The 16,657-nt window shown below is 58.0% G+C and carries 13 protein-coding genes and 2 tRNA genes; 3 read left to right on the plus strand and 12 right to left on the minus strand.

What is annotated here, in order from left to right; translation table 11 throughout:
- Positions 1 to 25 precede the first annotated feature (25 nt).
- From DTI93_RS01925 to DTI93_RS01945, 5 genes are all read right to left on the minus strand, one after another.
- Positions 26 to 2,698, minus strand: a complete 2,673-nt coding sequence (locus DTI93_RS01925; protein ID WP_249079476.1) for a DUF4175 family protein — start codon at positions 2,696 to 2,698, stop codon at positions 26 to 28.
- A 5-nt stretch (positions 2,699 to 2,703) separates the two neighbouring features.
- Entirely contained in the window at positions 2,704 to 4,026 is a 1,323-nt protein-coding gene (lysA, locus tag DTI93_RS01930; RefSeq protein WP_249079478.1) for a diaminopimelate decarboxylase, read from the minus strand.
- Between the two features lie 149 nt (positions 4,027 to 4,175).
- Positions 4,176 to 4,252, minus strand: a tRNA-Arg gene (locus tag DTI93_RS01935).
- Between the two features lie 31 nt (positions 4,253 to 4,283).
- Positions 4,284 to 4,360 (minus strand) — tRNA-Arg (locus DTI93_RS01940).
- A 98-nt stretch (positions 4,361 to 4,458) separates the two neighbouring features.
- Positions 4,459 to 4,836, minus strand: a complete 378-nt coding sequence (locus DTI93_RS01945; protein WP_086431066.1) for a hypothetical protein — start codon at positions 4,834 to 4,836, stop codon at positions 4,459 to 4,461.
- Positions 4,837 to 5,001: 165 nt separating this feature from the next.
- Between DTI93_RS01945 and guaA the strand changes: the two genes are divergently transcribed.
- Entirely contained in the window at positions 5,002 to 6,597 is a 1,596-nt protein-coding gene (gene guaA, locus DTI93_RS01950; RefSeq protein WP_086441507.1) for a glutamine-hydrolyzing GMP synthase, read from the plus strand.
- Positions 6,598 to 6,879: 282 nt separating this feature from the next.
- Here guaA and DTI93_RS01955 read toward each other — a convergent pair.
- The 5 genes from DTI93_RS01955 to DTI93_RS01975 form a co-directional block, all read right to left on the minus strand.
- Positions 6,880 to 7,637 (minus strand): IS5 family transposase gene (locus tag DTI93_RS01955; protein ID WP_249079480.1). Its coding sequence is split into 2 segments (ribosomal slippage): positions 6,880 to 7,316 and positions 7,316 to 7,637, totalling 759 coding nucleotides; the frame shifts between segments, so codons are not numbered across the junction.
- A gap of 141 nt (positions 7,638 to 7,778) precedes the next feature.
- Entirely contained in the window at positions 7,779 to 8,990 is a 1,212-nt protein-coding gene (locus DTI93_RS01960) for an MvaI/BcnI family restriction endonuclease (protein WP_249079481.1), read from the minus strand.
- Between the two features lie 3 nt (positions 8,991 to 8,993).
- Positions 8,994 to 10,418, minus strand: coding sequence for a DNA cytosine methyltransferase (locus DTI93_RS01965; RefSeq protein WP_249079483.1), 1,425 nt, complete (start codon positions 10,416 to 10,418; stop codon positions 8,994 to 8,996).
- A gap of 104 nt (positions 10,419 to 10,522) precedes the next feature.
- Positions 10,523 to 11,101, minus strand: a complete 579-nt coding sequence (locus DTI93_RS01970; protein ID WP_249079485.1) for a hypothetical protein — start codon at positions 11,099 to 11,101, stop codon at positions 10,523 to 10,525.
- A 682-nt stretch (positions 11,102 to 11,783) separates the two neighbouring features.
- Positions 11,784 to 12,065 (minus strand): hypothetical protein, encoded by a 282-nt coding sequence (locus DTI93_RS01975; RefSeq protein ID WP_249079487.1) that lies wholly within the window; start codon positions 12,063 to 12,065, stop codon positions 11,784 to 11,786.
- A gap of 315 nt (positions 12,066 to 12,380) precedes the next feature.
- Between DTI93_RS01975 and DTI93_RS01980 the strand changes: the two genes are divergently transcribed.
- Positions 12,381 to 13,100, plus strand: coding sequence for an SH3 domain-containing protein (locus tag DTI93_RS01980; RefSeq protein ID WP_227431355.1), 720 nt, complete (start codon positions 12,381 to 12,383; stop codon positions 13,098 to 13,100).
- A gap of 24 nt (positions 13,101 to 13,124) precedes the next feature.
- A complete protein-coding gene (pyk, locus tag DTI93_RS01985) occupies positions 13,125 to 14,489 on the plus strand; it encodes a pyruvate kinase (protein WP_249079488.1) in 1,365 nt (454 codons plus the stop codon).
- 126 nt (positions 14,490 to 14,615) lie between these two features.
- Here the strand turns inward: pyk and DTI93_RS01990 are convergent, their stop codons facing one another.
- Together DTI93_RS01990 and DTI93_RS01995 are read right to left on the minus strand one after the other, a co-directional pair.
- On the minus strand, positions 14,616 to 15,506 hold the full coding sequence (locus tag DTI93_RS01990; RefSeq protein WP_043560473.1) for a prephenate dehydrogenase/arogenate dehydrogenase family protein: 891 nt from the start codon (positions 15,504 to 15,506) through the stop codon (positions 14,616 to 14,618).
- 48 nt (positions 15,507 to 15,554) lie between these two features.
- Positions 15,555 to 16,565, minus strand: coding sequence for a lysylphosphatidylglycerol synthase domain-containing protein (locus DTI93_RS01995; protein ID WP_249079491.1), 1,011 nt, complete (start codon positions 16,563 to 16,565; stop codon positions 15,555 to 15,557).
- Positions 16,566 to 16,657: the final 92 nt, after the last annotated feature.

A 16,657-nucleotide genomic window follows, 5' to 3' on the forward strand; every position in this document is an offset into this window, starting at 1 on the left:
GGCTGGCTCCCGCCATCTGACAGGGTCAGTGCGACTGACGGAGGGGGGCAAGAAGCCGGTTGAGATAATCCAGCTCACTCTGGGGGCGGGTGCGGTCAGAGGCACGACGTTGCAGTTCACGCTCGATGTCATGGGCACGGTTGCGTTCATGGTCCGGGATGTGGGCATCAGAGTCCGGACTGTCATCCAGTTTCCGGCCCAGCGGGTCCTGATTCTCCGGCTGTTTTTCCTCATCATCATGTGTGTCCTCATCCTGCCCGCTGTTCGGGTCGTCATTGGGGGAGGCAGAGGGGGTGCCGTTCTGCTCATCTGGCGATGAGGAGGCAGAAGGAGGAGGAATGAAGCCAAGATGCCCCTTGCTTTCCTGACTGGATGCAGATTGGTTCCGGCTCATCTCATGACGGGACTGTGACAGATCATTCAGGACGGTCTGGATGTTCTTCACGCTTTCTTCGTCCTGACGGTTGGCGAGGCTCTTCAGGACAGCTCCCATATCTTTTTCCGCTTTTAGCAGATTGGACATTTTTTTCTTTGTCAGGGTTTCCCCACGATGGTTGAGCGTGCTGGCCAGAAGGCGCAGGGCATATTGGGTTGCATGGTCCTTTTGCCGTTCATCAGCATGGAGGAGAACGGCCTCCTGATCCAACTGTGATGTTGTGGAAGAACTGTCTGTTGAGGCGGAAACCATGCCAAGCTGGCTGAGCAGTTCGGCTGTGGACATCTGGGAGACATCCTTGTGCCGGGTGTCCTGATCATCCGTTTTGGGGCGCTCTGAGGCAAGACGTTTCTGGGCGTGGTTCAGAAGGTCGGTTTCCTGCCGTATCAGATCCCGCAGGGCGAGGCGCTGGGTACGGGCTTCAGCCTGCGCCTGCATGGAGGCGGCCAGCGACTGCATGTCTGGCAGGGTCGCCTGCCGGAGCTGTTCGGCAGGTTCCACCATATTGCGCAGGTGCTCCAGAGCCTGTTCTGTCCGTCCGGCCAACGCATCAGACTGGACCTGCCCGGCAAGGCGGATCCAGGGCATTCCCCGGCCACCGGGCATGGGCATGACGAGGCCGCTTTGGCTGGCCTTCTGGAAAATGAAGGCCATGTGGCCGTCCAGAGCAGTTTTCAGGCTTTCCAGTTCGTCATGCAGCGCCTGCTGTTCAGCTGGAGGCGGGGGAGCGGGATGCTGCCCGAGGGCGAGAAGATGCAGGCGTATCCCGTTCTGCAAGGCCCGTACATGAAGCATGGAGGCCGCAATGGCCTGCCCGGATTGTGAACGGTCTTCCGCATAAAGGGCTGTGAACCAGAGCTGTTCAGTCAGGGCCTGGAGGGGCAGGCCTGTCGTTGCCTGCCGCTGTAGCAGGGCGAGTGGCAGGCTGAGATCAGCCGGAAGAGGCAGGTCTGTCAGAAGGGCCAGCAGGTGGGCTGCCTGTGCTTCTGTTGTGCGCTTGAGAACAAGAGCCAATCGCAGGTCCAGCAGTGCGCGGCTCAGTGGATCGTGAAAGGAACGGTGCCCCAGGCGGAAGGTCTGGAGTTTGGAGCAGCGTTCTTTGCCAGAGCTGCTGCGGGCGCAGAGCTGCCCGGCAACTTCCAGCCCGGCGAAGGGGCTGTCGGAGAGGTCGAGCCGGGTGGTGCCCGTGGCTTTGGTCGGCTGTTTTTCCAGCGGTAGGGGAATGGTCAGACCATGAGCAGGGTCCGGCGTGTGCGCTGGTGGAATGATGGGGTGCAGTCTGGCCTCCAAGGAAGCGACGCCATGGGGCTGGCTGACTGACCATGGAAAGCTGGTATACCAGTCCTGCGATATGGCACCGGCTGTGGCGGTCCATTGAATGTCTGGCGGTGTGTCGGCACTGACATGAAGCTGCCAGCGCCCCAGCCTGCGGCCCCGGACAGAAAGACTTATGGTGCCGCTCTTTCGCAGGGTTCCTTCAATCTGCCAGCTTCCTTTCTCCCGGGATGTCTGGCTGTGCTCGACAGTACCATGCAGGGCGGGGCGTCCTGATGTGGCGTCCAGCACGGCGTGGAGCCGTGCTCCTTCCGGTAGTGAGAGGGCGGGACTGTGTGCCGTCAGGAAAATGGGTGGGCCGGGTGAATAGGCGGGCTGGTCGATCCATGCCTGCATGGCAGGGAGCGGTGCGGCGTCATCATCCATGCCGGGGATGAAGCCAGCCTTCAGTCTCAGCCCGGCCTGTGGTCCCGCCAGCCCCCCAAGGACGAACAGGCAGAGTACGACAAGAGCGGTTGTCAGCCTGCCTGCCCAGTGTGGAAAGAGCCGTGGAAGACGCAGGCGGAGAGAGTCGAACGAGTCCAGAAGCCGTTGCCGGTGGATGGTCCAGAGCTGCCCTTCCCGGCGTATGTCTTCCTCGGAGAGGCCTTCAGGCAGAGCGGGGCGGTCTGTCAGGGCTGCCAAGGGCGGAAAGGCAAGCCCGGAATCGCTGGCGATACGCTGATCCACCTGTGCAGCGGAGGGACGGGGCAGGCGGTGGAGGCGCCGGGCTGCCAAGAACAGCACACTTCCGAAGGAGGAGACTTCCAGCAGGAGGTGCAGGCTGTCAGGCAGGGATTGTGGGAGATGAAGCAGGGCCGCACAGCCCCACAGGCCAGCAAGCAGCAGGGGCCAGCGGGCATGATGCCAGCACTGTTCCAGCCGGAGCCGACGGTAGGCCTGCCGCTGGATGTGGGCAAACCGGGGAGGGAGGGGTGTGGGCTTCACGGGGGTCAGGGGCGGGCCAGCCAGTCGGGGACGGCTTCCTGTGCCAGCAGCTCTTCAAGTGTCTGGCGTCTGCGGATGATGGCTTTCCGGCCGCCTTCAATCATGACCTGCGCAGCAAGGGGGCGTGAATTGTAGGTGGAGCTCATGACTGTGCCATAGGCTCCGGCATCCAGCAGAGCAACCAGATCTCCTTTCTTCAAAGGGGGCAGGGAACGCTGGCGGGCAAAGATGTCGCTGCTCTCACAGATGGGACCGACCACATCTACGCACTCTTCGGTGGTGGTGTCCGGTTCGTTCAGGGGGAGGATGCCATGCCAGGAATCATACATGGCTGGGCGGACGAGGTCATTCATGCCAGCATCAATGATGACGAAACGGCGGGCAGCGTCCTTCACGTCGATCACACGGGCCAGAAGAACCCCGGCGGGTGCCGCCAGCCAGCGGCCGGGCTCGACATGCAGCTGCACATCCAGGTCTCCCAGTGTCTCGGCAATGACATCAGCCAGCATGGCGGGGGGAGGTGCCTGCTCGTTCCGGTAGGCGATACCAAGGCCGCCGCCGCAGTCAATGTCGCTGACACGCAGCCCATCTTCCCGCAGGGTGCGGACGAGTGCGGCAATTCGCTCATAGCCTTTGCGGAAGGGAGCTGCCGTCACCATCTGGCTGCCGAGATGAACGGCAAGACCGACCAGCTCCACACCGTGCATGTCTGTCTGTGCCTTCCGGTAGAGGGCTGGGATGGCGTCATGGGCAATGCCGAATTTGTCTTCGGCACGCCCTGTCGTGATCTTGCTGTGTGTCTGGGCGTCAATATCGGGATTGACCCGGAAGGCGATGCGGGTCCGCTGCTGCATGTTTTGTGCCAGAGCGTTGAGCCGGTGCAGTTCTTCCACACTTTCGACATTGATCTGACCGATCTGATGATGAATCGCCAGCTCCAGCTCGTCATCCGTCTTGCCGATTCCTGAGAAGACGATGTCACGGGCCCTGATGCCCGCCGCAAGAGCCCGACGCAGTTCTCCACCGCTGACGACATCAGCCCCGAAGCCACATTGTGCCAGAACGGTCAGGCAGGCCTGATGATCCTGTGCCTTGACGGCAAAGTGGCAATGGATGGGTAGATTGCGGGCCCTGAATGCATCCTGAAGGGCATGGGCACGCTGGCGTAGCGTATCAGCGCTGATGACCCAGCAGGGTGTTCCATGCTCTCTGGCAATATCCGTGAGAGAGGTGCCATCCATGACCAGCCCCTGTCTGCCTTCGTAGGACAGGTTGGGGTGGTTGTTCAGGAGGGTCTGGAATGTCGGGTCGGGATGTGTCGAAGTCATGACCGCATGATTACAGACCAGCAGCCAAAATGGGAAGGTGTAACCCGCAGGAAACAGGGGCGCAGCCGCAGACAGTACGGAACACCCTGACGCTCTTCCCAAGCAGCTATGGAAGCGCTTCAATCATGTATTCTGGATGAGGAGATATGTGGTGCACCCGAGAGGACTCGAACCTCTAACCCCCAGATTCGTAGTCTGGTGCTCTATCCAATTGAGCTACGGGTGCAGACCTCGGAAGACCCGAGTATATGATGACATGGTGCACCCGAGAGGACTCGAACCTCTAACCCCCAGATTCGTAGTCTGGTGCTCTATCCAATTGAGCTACGGGTGCGCCGTGTTGAGGAGGCTTCTATCCGGTCTGGGGCAGTGGTGCAACCCCACTGGAGAAGTTTTTTTAAATATTTTCCAGTGGGATGTTCCCGGCGTTTTTCAGCGGCGAATCAGCGAAACATGGGCACGGCAGCGTGGTGACGTGTAGGTCCCACCGATGGCCGTACCAACCGGATAGCCGTTGAATGTCTGCCTGTAGGGGGTATCGTTCATTCCCTTGTCGGTCAGTTCGGCCAGGTAGTGCTGCTGGCCTTTTTCATAGGTGCCCCGGAGAGTGGATGTACTCATGCCGGGGTTGAAAACGACCTCATGCCCACGGATGCGAAGGGAGGATATGTCCCTGGTCGGGCAGATTCCCTGCTCGGTAACGAGCTTGCCCGTCCACAGGCCATAGGGGTCGGAAGCCGGGTCGGGAAGGGAGGAGCAGGCCCCCAGAGTGCAGAGGCTGACCAGACAGGTGAGAAAAGCGGGACGCATTGCGCAGTTCCTGAAAAGCATGTTCGAGTAATGTGAGCCGCCGCGGAAATCTTTGCCGGAAGGTAAAAACCGGTGGAGAATAAGGATGACGTTGGCGGTCGATCGTCCTATAGAGACTAGCACGAATTGAGCATTGTGCCATATCCAGCAGGCGAGGCCCGGAACTTGACGCAGAAAAACGCAGACACCCTTCAGCAGCTTGATGAAACCCTCCATGAAGACCGTATCCTGATTCTGGATTTCGGCAGCCAGGTGACCCAGCTGATCGCCCGCCGTGTGCGGGAAAGCGGGGTGTATTGCGAGATCTGGCCGTTCACTTCCCCGCTGGAGAAAATCCGTGAGTTCAACCCGCGGGGCATCATCCTGTCCGGCAGCCCGGCCAGCGTGCATGACGACAATGCGCCGACCCTGCCGGAAGGGCTGCTGGAGCTGAAGCGCCCCATTCTGGGTATCTGCTACGGCCAGCAGGTTCTCTGCCATACGCTGGGCGGGCGTGTGGAAACCCATGACCACCGTGAATTTGGCCGTGCCTATATTGATGTCGCCGAGGAATGTGCGCTGTTCCACGGTCTCTGGGCACAGGGTGGGCGTGAGCAGGTCTGGATGAGCCACGGTGACCGTGTGGCGGCCCTGCCGCCGGGCTTCAGGGCCGTGGCCTATTCCGAGGGGGCACCGTTTGCCATCATCGCCAATGAAGAACGCCGCATCTATGGCGTGCAGTTCCACCCGGAGGTGGTGCATACGCCACATGGGGCGGAGCTGATCCGCAACTTCACGCATGGTGTGGCAGGCTGCTCCGGCACGTGGACGATGGCCGGTTTCCGTGATCTGGAAATTGCCCGTATCCGCAAGCAGGTGGGTGATGGCAAGGTGATCTGCGGTCTCTCCGGTGGTGTGGACAGCTCCGTGGCAGCCAAGCTGATCCATGATGCCATCGGGGACCAGCTGACCTGCATCTTTGTCGATCCGGGCATCCTGCGTGCCGGTGAGGCTGATGAGGTGGTGAAGACCTTCCGTGACCGTTTCAACATCCGTCTGGTCCATCGTGATGCCTCCGACCTGTTCCTTGGCGAGCTGGCCGGAGTGACGGACCCGGAGGTGAAGCGCAAGACCATTGGTCGTCTCTTCATTGAAGTCTTTGAACAGGAAGCCGCCAAGCTGGGCGGGGCGCAGTTCCTGGCGCAGGGCACGCTGTATCCGGATGTGATCGAGAGTGTCAGCTTCAATGGCGGGCCGTCCGTGACCATCAAGTCCCATCACAATGTGGGCGGTCTGCCAGAACGGATGAACATGGAGCTGGTCGAGCCGCTGCGTGAGCTCTTCAAGGATGAGGTCCGTGCGCTGGGTCGTGAGATTGGCGTGCCGGAGCATATTGTCGGGCGGCATCCATTCCCGGGGCCGGGGCTGGCCATCCGTATTCCCGGTGACATCACACGGGAGAAGCTGGACCTCCTGCGGAAGGTGGACAGCATCTATCTGGAGGAAATCCGCAAGGCTGGCCTGTATGATGAAATCTGGCAGGCTTTTGCGGTTCTCCTGCCTGTCCGCACAGTGGGCGTGATGGGTGATGACCGTACCTACGATCAGGCCTGCGCCCTGCGTGCCGTCACCAGCACGGACGGCATGACCGCCGAGGTCTATCCCTTCACTTTCGAGTTCCTCAACCGTGTTGCCGGCCGCATCGTGAACGAGGTGCGTGGCATCAACCGTGTCACCTACGACATCACCTCCAAGCCACCGGGCACGATCGAGTGGGAATGATCCCGCGTCTGGCATAGGATGGCACCACCCGGCATGGAAGTGCCTTAAAGCCCGCAGAAATGCGGGCTTTTTTGTTTTTTGGTCCGGCATTGTCTGGCGTCTGACGGTATCGCCAAGCAGTTATTTTTTATGGCATAGTGCGTGGCACTGACTGAGTCTGATGCCATGATTTTTGTTGATACCATGTCAGGAATTCTATGGGTGTCATGGTATCGATATTTAATAACCATATGAATAATAAGGATTTTATCCGGTTATTTTGATGGTTTTTAGGTTCAGGACTCATAACCAGAACATGATGGTTGCGGCGAGGCAGACGGCTGAGAAAAAGACTGTCGGAGACCTGTCATAGCGTGTTGCGATCCGCCGCCAGTCCTTGAGCCTTCCGAACATGATCTCGATGCGGTTGCGTCTTTTGTATTTTCGCTTGTCGTATTTGACTGGTTTTCCGCGAGATTTCCGTCCTGGAATGCAGGGCTTTATCCCTTTCTCTTCCAGGGCGTCTCTGAACCAGTCAGCATCATAACCTCGATCTCCCAGCATCCATTGTGCTGCAGGCAGACTGTCCAGCAGGGCAGCGGCACCGGTATAATCGCTGATCTGCCCTGCCGTCATGAAAAAGCTCAGCGGTCGTCCGTTCTGATCGGTGACCGCATGGAGCTTGGTATTCATACCGCCTTTGGTGCGACCGATCAGGCGGCCTGGATCCCCTTTTTTAGCCGCAGGCTCGAAGCCGTGCGGTGCGCCTTGAGATAGGTCGCATCAATCATAATCGTCTGGGGCTCTGTCCTTCCGGCAGCCAGACCGTCCATCATCCGGGAAAAGATCCCCATGTCGCTCCAACGCTTCCAACGGTTGTAGAGCGTCTTGTGGGGGCCGTATTCCCGGGGCGCATCACGCCAGCGCATCCCATTGCGGTTCACAAAAATGATCCCGCTCAACACTCGGCGGTCATCAACGCGAGGTTTGCCGTGGCTCTTGGGAAAGAACGGCCGAAGACGCCCCATTTGTTCGTCCGTCAGCCAAAACAGGTCGCTCATCTTCAGTCTCCTCACAGAGCCTGAATCAAAATTCCCCACAAAAATCAATGGGTCCTGAGCCTATGAAAAGACGGGGAAATATGGCATCGTTCGCCCGATTTTTTTTGTTTTTTGCCACGCAGGCGGATGCCTCTTCCCTCGTCATGCGAGGGCATAGGTCTTACTTGGCGGGAACAATAAGTCGAGCGAACCGGCCTCGATTTTGAACGATGGCCCGCGTTCATGGGCACGCCCTGAATCCAGCCGTTTCATCATATGGTCCATCGTGATTACACCCTGCTCGACAAGAATGTCGAACTGCGAGCCTATCGGTTTCCGAGTGTGTATCACGTCTATGAATTCAAAGTGCTCGTGGCCATCAATGCAATGGACCTTTGCCCCAATCCAGAATGTTTCGGCGTGTTTTTTCTCAAGGTCGGCACGCAGCTCTGACAAATACCACGACGCGAATGCGCCATGTTCCGCGGTGGTTGAAACCTCGTTCAATATGCCGTTTTTATCATCGATCTTGAACGTGAGTCCCTGCGAGTTGACGTTAACTGCGCTGACCGTACAGTTTAGACGGTCGCGGCCATTTCGGAAATATCCGAAGGTGTCGAGCACCTCCGTCATGCTGTTGAATTTGCTGATTTCCCAGTTGGGAACCTTGGTGAACAGTTGCTTTCGGTTCTCCCGGGACTTGGGCTTTTGTCGGTACGACTTCAGCTCAATACCCTTGTAATCGGGCTCACGTCGCGCGTTCATGGCAATACCAAGCGCGGCCTCAAGGGTGCGCCCGATGGCTGTATCCGCTCGTTCGACCATGATTGAAGGAATATAGCCGCCTGCTGCAATGATACGGAGCTTACCCAAGAGCTCGTCCGCGATGCTAGTCGCCTCGGCACTGATATCCTGAAGAATATCCCATAAGGGACCGCTTCTTTGGACATCCAGCACATGGGCGACATCAACCTGAGAGAGGTTGATAACTACGAGCTGATCGTTGTGCTCCGTGATGGCAAGTATGTCATCCGGATTGGCATGATGATGCAGCTTAGAAAACCAGATGCGCGGATCGCCGTCCTTGCCCGGCTTAGCCTTCGGTTTATAGAGGGATGCTGGAGCATTGATTTGCTCCTGTTCGCTGACAAGAAGGGCCTCGATCTTCACCCCGTTCTCACGTGCGCCGCGACCTTGGAGTCCGAAGTCGTGCAACCCGTTCTCCTTGAGGTAGTTTCGAACGGGAGCCGTGGCGTCCATGTAGCCCTTATCCAAGGCGGTCCATGTGGGCTGTAACAAGGTAATATCAACGGACTCGGCCGTAAGACGCTTCATCCGTTGCCGCTCGATCGCGGTGAGCTGACGAAGGGGCATGGCCTATCTCGCGCCCAACGCCTGATCCAGAATTCCTCTGAAGTGTTCGCCCACTTTTTGCGCTAATCCCACAGGAACGGCGTTTCCAATTTGAGTATACTTGGGCACCTCCCGGTCGAAAATTCCTTCGAGCGGATTTCCTGCGCGACGGATACCGCCGGTTGTGCGCTTACCTGCAAAACGGTACCAGTCAGGGAATAATTGCAGTCTGGCCCATTCACGCACGGTTAGAATGCGAGGTTGGCAGTAATGCACGTAGTCGTCAGGCAGGGAAGTCGCGGTCATATTCGGCTCTTTATTTCCCCAGACCGGTGGCAGAACCCTCTGCGAGAACTTTCGGGTCCGGTAATGGACTGGAATCTCACCATTATTTGCAAGCATATGTTCGAACTTATCAACTACTGCCGACTTGTGCTTAGAGTACTCTTGCTCGGTAAGCCGCACCCGACCATTCGGCTCCCACAGGGGAGGCGTCCGCAGGTGCTTCTGGATAGGTGTGCGTGCCGGACGCGGATAGCTTGTTGTCTCGAAGGCGCCAGACGCGAACTGACCAGACCGCAGCGTCTCCGTAACGCTTTCGTCTACTAGATCACCAAGCAAGTCTTGCAGGTCTGGGAACGACCCTGGTTCACCGGCAGGAAGGAACCCGCATTTGACCGCATCTTCTTCATCAGCCTCAGGCTTGAGTGAAGGGCAGGCCCCCAAGATGTCTTTACGGATCCCGACGAGTAGAACTCGTGGACGGTTCTGGGGGACACCATAATCCTTGGCAAATACCAGAGACCAGCGGACTTCATACCCAGGGATCTGCCGAAATGCAGCCTTGACGTCAGGCCAGATCGGCTCTTCACCTTCCCGTGTCCACTTTGCGTTCAACAGCCCGCGAACGTTCTCAAACAAGAAAATTCTCGGACGCAGGCGGTAAATGATTTTTGCCATACGACCGTACAGCACATTCGACGGGATTTCCTTGCGGTCAACAGCATAGGACCGACGGATGCCGATGCCAGAATACCCTTGGCAGGGGGGGCCTCCAGCCAAGACGTCTAGGGAACTGCCGCTACCACTTTCTGGACTGCCCGTGTCAAAGCGAAAGTCGGCTTCGGGCATAGTGCTGAGGTCCGAAACCATTTGCTCAAGGCGCTTCCCCTGAAGCTCATGCGCATCATGGCAGCGCAACGCAGGGTTTTTAGAGAACATCTCGCCCCCGAGCTTGTGGTGGCGGTTCTTGAGGTAGGTTTGCAGCGCATCTGTGTTCAACTCACTGACAAACAGCGGTGTGAACTTGGCGTTTTCGAACCCCATGGACAGACCGCCACATCCAGCAAAGAGGTCAACCATGGTATATAAGCCGGAACCATCCAGATTCCGAGGGCGATCTCCGCTTGCAGATTCCTGGTGGAAATTCTCTTTAACCACTTCACTCATATTGTTTTTATCCGCCTAGATGCTGCCTATCGAAACCATTAGCATATCTTGTGCCAGAGGTCCAGGTGCTCACTACAGGGGGCAGTGGTCATCGGCGAAAAAGCTTACGTGACAGCATCTCCGCGGAAAATTTTTAGCATTTGTTCACAGGTGAGCAGCTTCTCCATGTTCACGTTAAGGCATGCTGTCCAGAACTTAGTCCTGTTGTCAGGATCAACATCTCCCGCATTCCAACGCCTTCCCTCACGGTCCAAGGTATCGATGTCAATTCCTCCGACTAGATAGGCCGCTTCGAAGCGTCGGATATCTTCGATGGCACTTTTCCGGTCCCGATAAAGAGATACGAAAAAATAATAGCTCGGCCTTTGGTGTTCATGGTTGTAGAGTGGGACAGAGTTGTCGTGAAACGGCTCTGGTTTTACAGTTCGATCCTTCGTTTTGAGGTCCAGAGAAAATCTCTTTTCTCCAATTAAATAATCGTGTGTTGTGGTATCTCGACAGTCTTCGAAAGGAATGTTGTTCTGCAAGAGGAAGGATTCGAATGCAATTTCACCGATGCATCCAACGATATTTGCCTGCTTTTTCCGATGCGAGTTTTGAAAAATGGGTAGGGCGTCGGCCCTAACCTGAGCTGCTTCCAACAGCGCCGTGGTCAGCAAAATTTTATGTGGTGTCCACACCATCTGGCTAAGGTCCTACTAAATGATTAAAGTCGGGAGACTATCCCGTTGATTTTTGAAATACAAGTCTCCTCGGGCTATTACCCGGCCCAAACGGGCGGCCTCCTAGAACTGGGGAGCGAAGGGGGAAGCCGCCACAGGCGCTGTCACGTTAACGCTACGTATTACACCTTAGTAATGTGACAGCTCCAGCGTAGGGACAGGTGCAACAGAGCCGCCCGCTACGACAAACTGAAACCACCTTCCTTACAGCCGTTCAATTCGCATCAGTTATAACCCTGCTTAACTGACGACACGCCGTAGGGAGAGGCCCTATGAGTCCGGACGCTCAAAATTGAGTTTCAAGAGGTGCATCGTAGATAAAATGGTATTTTCCATGGTATCCACGCATTGGCAATTTTTAAGTTACTGATTTATAATGGAAAATCTTATCAATTAATAATTGAGTGGGAGAGACTGCAGAACATTATGGGGAATGATGGGGAAGGCCTGCAGGAATGCAGGCCTTTTTTGTGCCCTGATGATGGTCAGGAAGATGTCAGTCTGTACAGAAAGGTCATGAGATATGAAAGCATGTCCTATGAGGGAAAAGATGAGTGAATAGAGACTGCCAGGCGGTTGGATTTTATTGCATTTCCCTCCTTTCCTGGGAGGAGTGGTGTTCAGTCCGGGTAAGGGATGGCTTTCACAAGCAGAGTTGAACCGGAAACAAAGAGGATGTTCCAGCCATTGCTCCCAGCATGAAGCCGATTCTTCGCCCTAGTCTGCCCATGAGGATCGAAGCTCCAAAAGTTGTCAGGCAGGCCACGAGCGTGATGAGGGAGTAAGGGAGAGTGGCCAGCGTCTTGTCAGGCGTCAGCTGATAGCCGACAATCCCTGTCAGGGTCAGATCGACTGAGAATGAAGCCGTGAAAAGCAGCTGCCCCAGAAACAGGATCATGAGGCGGCCTCTGGTGGTCTGGGGCATGATCAGGACTCCCTGATGCCTCATTGTTGGTCCTGATTTGTGGTATGAGTGTGTTCTGGTTCGCATGGGCGGACAGAAGCGTGGCGTGACCATGCCACGCTTTTCTGGCAGGGCAGGGTTGCTGTACATGAGCGGATTTTTTGGACATGAGAGGGGGAATACGGCTTGCCCAAATGGCTGTCCCTTGGCAGGGATAAAGGGATGAGAGTACCTGTTTCATTTTCCTGTAGGCTGCCCGTGCAGGGGGCGTTACCGATTATGGTGATGGCCCTGTTTGCAGCTTGTCCCGCCCGTGGGGCGGAGGGAGAGCAGGCTATGTCTCATGCTTCCCATCATCATGGTAAGCGGCATGAAAAGCACCACGCCGCCGTGCATGAGCCAGCCCATGCGGCAAAAGCGCATGGGCGTGTCCACCATGGGCGCACCACCCCTCACAAGGTCGCTCCTGCGGCTCCGACGACGCAGCCAGCTCCGCCTCCTGTTCCCGATAATGTCGGTACGGAGACAAAGCTGCCACTGCCCCGCTATGCCGCCATGCGGGCGGACCGTGTTTATATGCGGCGTGGCCCCGGTGAGCGGTATCCGATCGACTGGGTCTATCATCGCCGTGGATATCCGGTGTTGATCGAGCGGGAATTCGGGGTCTGGCGTCTTGTGGAGGATCAGGATGGCCAGAAGGGCTGGGTACATCAGGTGACGCTGCATGGCAGCCGTTCCTTTATCATACCCGGTTCCGTGTCCTATGATGGGGATGCGTCTAAAGTTTCGACCACGGGTCATGCTGATTCCCGCATTGTGGCATACGTGCCGGCGGGGGAGGTGGCACGGGGCCAGAATCATGACGTCCCTCTGATGAGTTCGGACAAGCCGGACCGGACCGTCGTCGCCCTGCTGGAGCCGGGGGCGATCGGAAAGATCAAGGCCTGTCCACAGGGCTCATCATGGTGTCATGTCACAGTCAGGGGCTATGACGGGTGGATCGAACGCCGCCTGTTATGGGGGGTGCAACCCGGTGAAATCATTCAGCCTGACTGAACAAATGAAAAGTCGAGGAATGTTATGACAGCCAACATCCATCATCGCCGCACTCGGATTGTTGCGACCCTCGGGCCGGCATCAGAAACCGCTGAGCAGATTCTCCATCTTGCCAAGACCGGTGTGAATGTTTTCCGCCTGAACTTCTCCCACGGTGCCCATGATGAGCACGCCGCCCGTCACAAGGCCGTGCGTGAGGCCGAAGCCAAGCTGGGCCGCCCTCTGGCCGTCCTGGCCGACTTCCAGGGGCCGAAGCTGCGTGTTGGCGTGTTCAAGGATGGCCCGGTCCAGCTGAAGGTCGGCCAGAAATTCACGCTGGATCTGGACAAGACCCCCGGCGATGCCAACCGTGTCAACCTGCCGCACCCGGAGATCATCGCCGCTGTTGATGTCGGCCACCGCCTCCTGCTGGATGACGGCAAGCTGGCTCTGCGCGTCACGAAGAAGCACAAGGAAGCGCTGGAGACGGAAGTTCTCGTGGGGGGCAAGCTCTCCGAGCGCAAAGGTGTGAACGTTCCTGACGTTGCCCTGCCGATCCCGGCCCTGACAGAGAAGGACCACAAGGATCTCCAGTTCGCCCTCTCCATTGGTGTGGATCTGATCGCCCTGTCCTTCGTCCAGCGTCCGGAAGACATTCAGGAAGCCCGTGACATCGTCAAGGGCCGTGCATGGATCGTCACCAAGCTGGAGAAGCCGCAGGCTGTTGAGTGCCTCGATGAGATCATCCGTCTCTCCGATGCGCTGATGGTGGCCCGTGGCGACCTGGGTGTCGAGCTGCCGGCCGAGGATGTTCCGGTCATCCAGAAGCGTGCCATCACCGAGGCCCGTCGTCAGGGACGTCCGGTCATCGTGGCAACGCAGATGATGGAAAGCATGATCAGCAGCCCGGTGGCAACCCGTGCGGAAGTTTCCGACGTGGCCAATGCTGTTTACGACGGTGCTGATGCTGTCATGCTCTCCGCTGAGAGTGCTGCCGGTTCCTTCGGGCCGGAAGCCGTGGCCACGATGGCCCGTGTCACCGCCCGTGTGGAACAGGACCCGGAATGGCGTGCCCGCATGGACCGCATGCGCCCGGTCTCCGAGCACACGATCCAGGGTGCACAGGCCAAGTCAGCCTTTGATGTGGCCCGCAACGCTCGTGCAGCCGCTCTGGCCGTGCATACGGAGAATGGCCGCAGTGCCGTGCTGGTTTCCCGGGAGCGTCCGCATGAGCCGGTCGTGGCCCTGACGAACGAGACGACCTCCCGCCGCCTGTGCGTGGTCTGGGGCGTGTTCCCGAAGGTTGTTTCCAGCAAGGATGATGTGAAGGCCGTTGGCGAGTTCGCCAAGGGTGGTGAGCATGTCGTCCTGCTCGACAGCTCCAAGAACCTGCGCATCGTCAAGGCCTGATCCTTCGCTGATGCGTTGTCTGCGTCCTTGGGGGCTTCGGTCTTCAGGGACGCAGGGAGAAAAGAAGAAGCCCGGCAGACTGATCACCTGCCGGGCTTCTTTTGCATGGGGTTGAAGAAGAAACGGTCAGGCCTGCTTGTTCTCGATCAACCCCTGCCGGATACGGCGTCCACGCCTGATGCGTTCCGTGATGGCCTCGGAATCGCCATTACGTATGGCCTCGACCATGAGGTGGGCATCCTTCTCGAAACGCTCGAACGTGGCGAGCAGGACATCCCTGTTTGTCAGGAAGATGTCTCGCCACATGGTCGGGTCGGATGCAGCGATGCGGGTGAAGTCCCGAAAGCCCGAAGCGGCATATTCCAGCACATCGGCCCGGAGGTCGGCGGAAAGACGGTCCGCAGTATCGCATATGGTGAAGGCCAGAAGATGCGGGAGATGGCTGACCATGGCGCATATCTGGTCATGATACTGGTCGGTAATCTGTCGGGTGCGGGCCCCACAGCGCTGCCAGAAAGTTTCCATCGTGGTGATGGCTTCAGAGGGTGTTCCCGCGGGGGGGACGAGCAGGGTCCAGCGATTCTCGAACAGGGTGGCGAACCCGGCATCTGGGCCGGAATATTCCGTACCAGCCATGGGGTGAGCCGGAACATAGCTGACATCTTCTGGCAGCAGAGCGCTGATGTCCGGCCCCAATGTGCTGCGGACGGAGGCGACGTCACTGAGGATGCTCCCGGGCCTCATGTGGGGAAGGATGGCCGCAGCGACCGGCCGGATGGCCCCCGTGGGAATGCAGAGGATGACAGCATCGGATTTTGCGGCTGCCTCTGTCAGGGAGGCTGTGACTTCATCCGCCAGGTCCAGCTCTCTTGCCCGCTGGAGAACAGCCGGGGCGCTGTCGGCTGTGATGAGGCGGCGGGCAAGGGTGCCTGTCTGTCGGGCACGGCGGAGGATGGAAGAGCCGATCAGCCCCGGGCCGATGATGGTCAGGGTGTCAAAGAGGGGGGCATCAGCCATGGAGATATCCGTTTCATCCTGTAAAGCGCATGTGGGCCAGTGTGTTGTTCAGGACCGGCGCAGCTGGCGGAACTCATAGAGCTGCCAGAGCAACAGGACAGGCACGCCGATGACGATGTCCCGTCCCCGTCGCAGCAGGGAGATGCTGATGGAAATGTCGGCACTGATGCCGAACAGATGCCCCAGAGCCACATAACCTGCTTCCTGCACCCCCAAGGCACCGGGCACCAGAAAACCGGCGGACATGATACCACAGACGGCCCCTTCAATGGCCAGTGCATTGAGAAAAGAACAGTGTGCGCCCAGCAGGATAAGGGACAGCCATGTCAGCAGGGCGCTACCAATCCAGCAGAGCAGATGCAGCGCTGCCCCCAGGCCGATGCGAACCGGCTGGTCCCAGAGGCTTTCAATATAGCTCTGGAAATTTTCGCTGTTTTCAGCCAGCGCATCATGCCAGTCGGCAGAGATGTGCTTGGAAAGAAAACGGGCCAGCGCCTGGAGGGCATTGCCGCTGCGCTGCTGTGTCCAGATGAAACCCGCCATACCGACGCTCAGCAGAACGATGCCAATGGCCAGCGGCCAGACAAATCGCCCGGCATCGGCCTGGCCGACAAGGCAGAGCAGGGCGATGATGATGAAAGCGAGCTGCCCCAGAACTTCCGTTGTGATGTCAACAATGTTGGCGGCAACTCCCTCTGTCCAGCTGATGGGCTGCCCATCCGTCGTATGGCGGGGGTGGCCCGCCGTGGTGGCCCGTATGCCGATGAGCATTCCGCCAAGCTGGGAAAAAGGCAGGCACGCTGCTGCAGCATCCCGGACAAACCGGGAAAAGGTCAGGCGGAGGAAGCTGATGCTGGCGATGCTGCTTTTCCAGGCGACGCCGAGGAGAACGTTGACGGCCAGCTGGCTGAGGATCAGCAGGATGAACCCGCTGAGGCCGATCTTGGCAAGTGAGGCCAAAATCGGGTGTATGCCAGTACGCAGGGTCAGAAAACAGAAAAGGACGACACCTGTAAGGGAAAGAACAAAGGGAAGTATTTTTTTCAAGGTGTCCGCCATAGTGTTAAATTCATGTTCATGTCCTTCTAGGCCACTCCGTGGCGCACGTCCAATCAGCAGGGCTTTACCCGCCATGATGACGGGGCCTATAT

It is taken from the genome of Parasaccharibacter sp. TMW 2.1884 (assembly GCF_023337695.1).
Lineage (GTDB): Bacteria > Pseudomonadota > Alphaproteobacteria > Acetobacterales > Acetobacteraceae > Bombella > Bombella apis.

Bases quoted from the DNA above. Each gene is read 5' to 3' on its own strand.
- DTI93_RS01975 (WP_249079487.1), bottom strand. From the start codon at position 12,065: ATGCCCCAGACCACCAGAGGCCGCCTCATGATCCTGTTTCTGGGGCAG.
- DTI93_RS01965 (WP_249079483.1), bottom strand. From the start codon at position 10,418: ATGAGTGAAGTGGTTAAAGAGAATTTCCACCAGGAATCTGCAAGCGGA.
- DTI93_RS01960 (WP_249079481.1), bottom strand. From the start codon at position 8,990: ATGCCCCTTCGTCAGCTCACCGCGATCGAGCGGCAACGGATGAAGCGT.
- DTI93_RS01980 (WP_227431355.1), top strand. From the start codon at position 12,381: ATGTCTCATGCTTCCCATCATCATGGTAAGCGGCATGAAAAGCACCAC.
- DTI93_RS01970 (WP_249079485.1), bottom strand. From the start codon at position 11,101: ATGGTGTGGACACCACATAAAATTTTGCTGACCACGGCGCTGTTGGAA.
- DTI93_RS01995 (WP_249079491.1), bottom strand. From the start codon at position 16,565: ATGGCGGACACCTTGAAAAAAATACTTCCCTTTGTTCTTTCCCTTACA.
- DTI93_RS01945 (WP_086431066.1), bottom strand. From the start codon at position 4,836: ATGCGTCCCGCTTTTCTCACCTGTCTGGTCAGCCTCTGCACTCTGGGG.
- lysA (WP_249079478.1), bottom strand. From the start codon at position 4,026: ATGACTTCGACACATCCCGACCCGACATTCCAGACCCTCCTGAACAAC.
- pyk (WP_249079488.1), top strand. From the start codon at position 13,125: ATGACAGCCAACATCCATCATCGCCGCACTCGGATTGTTGCGACCCTC.
- DTI93_RS01990 (WP_043560473.1), bottom strand. From the start codon at position 15,506: ATGGCTGATGCCCCCCTCTTTGACACCCTGACCATCATCGGCCCGGGG.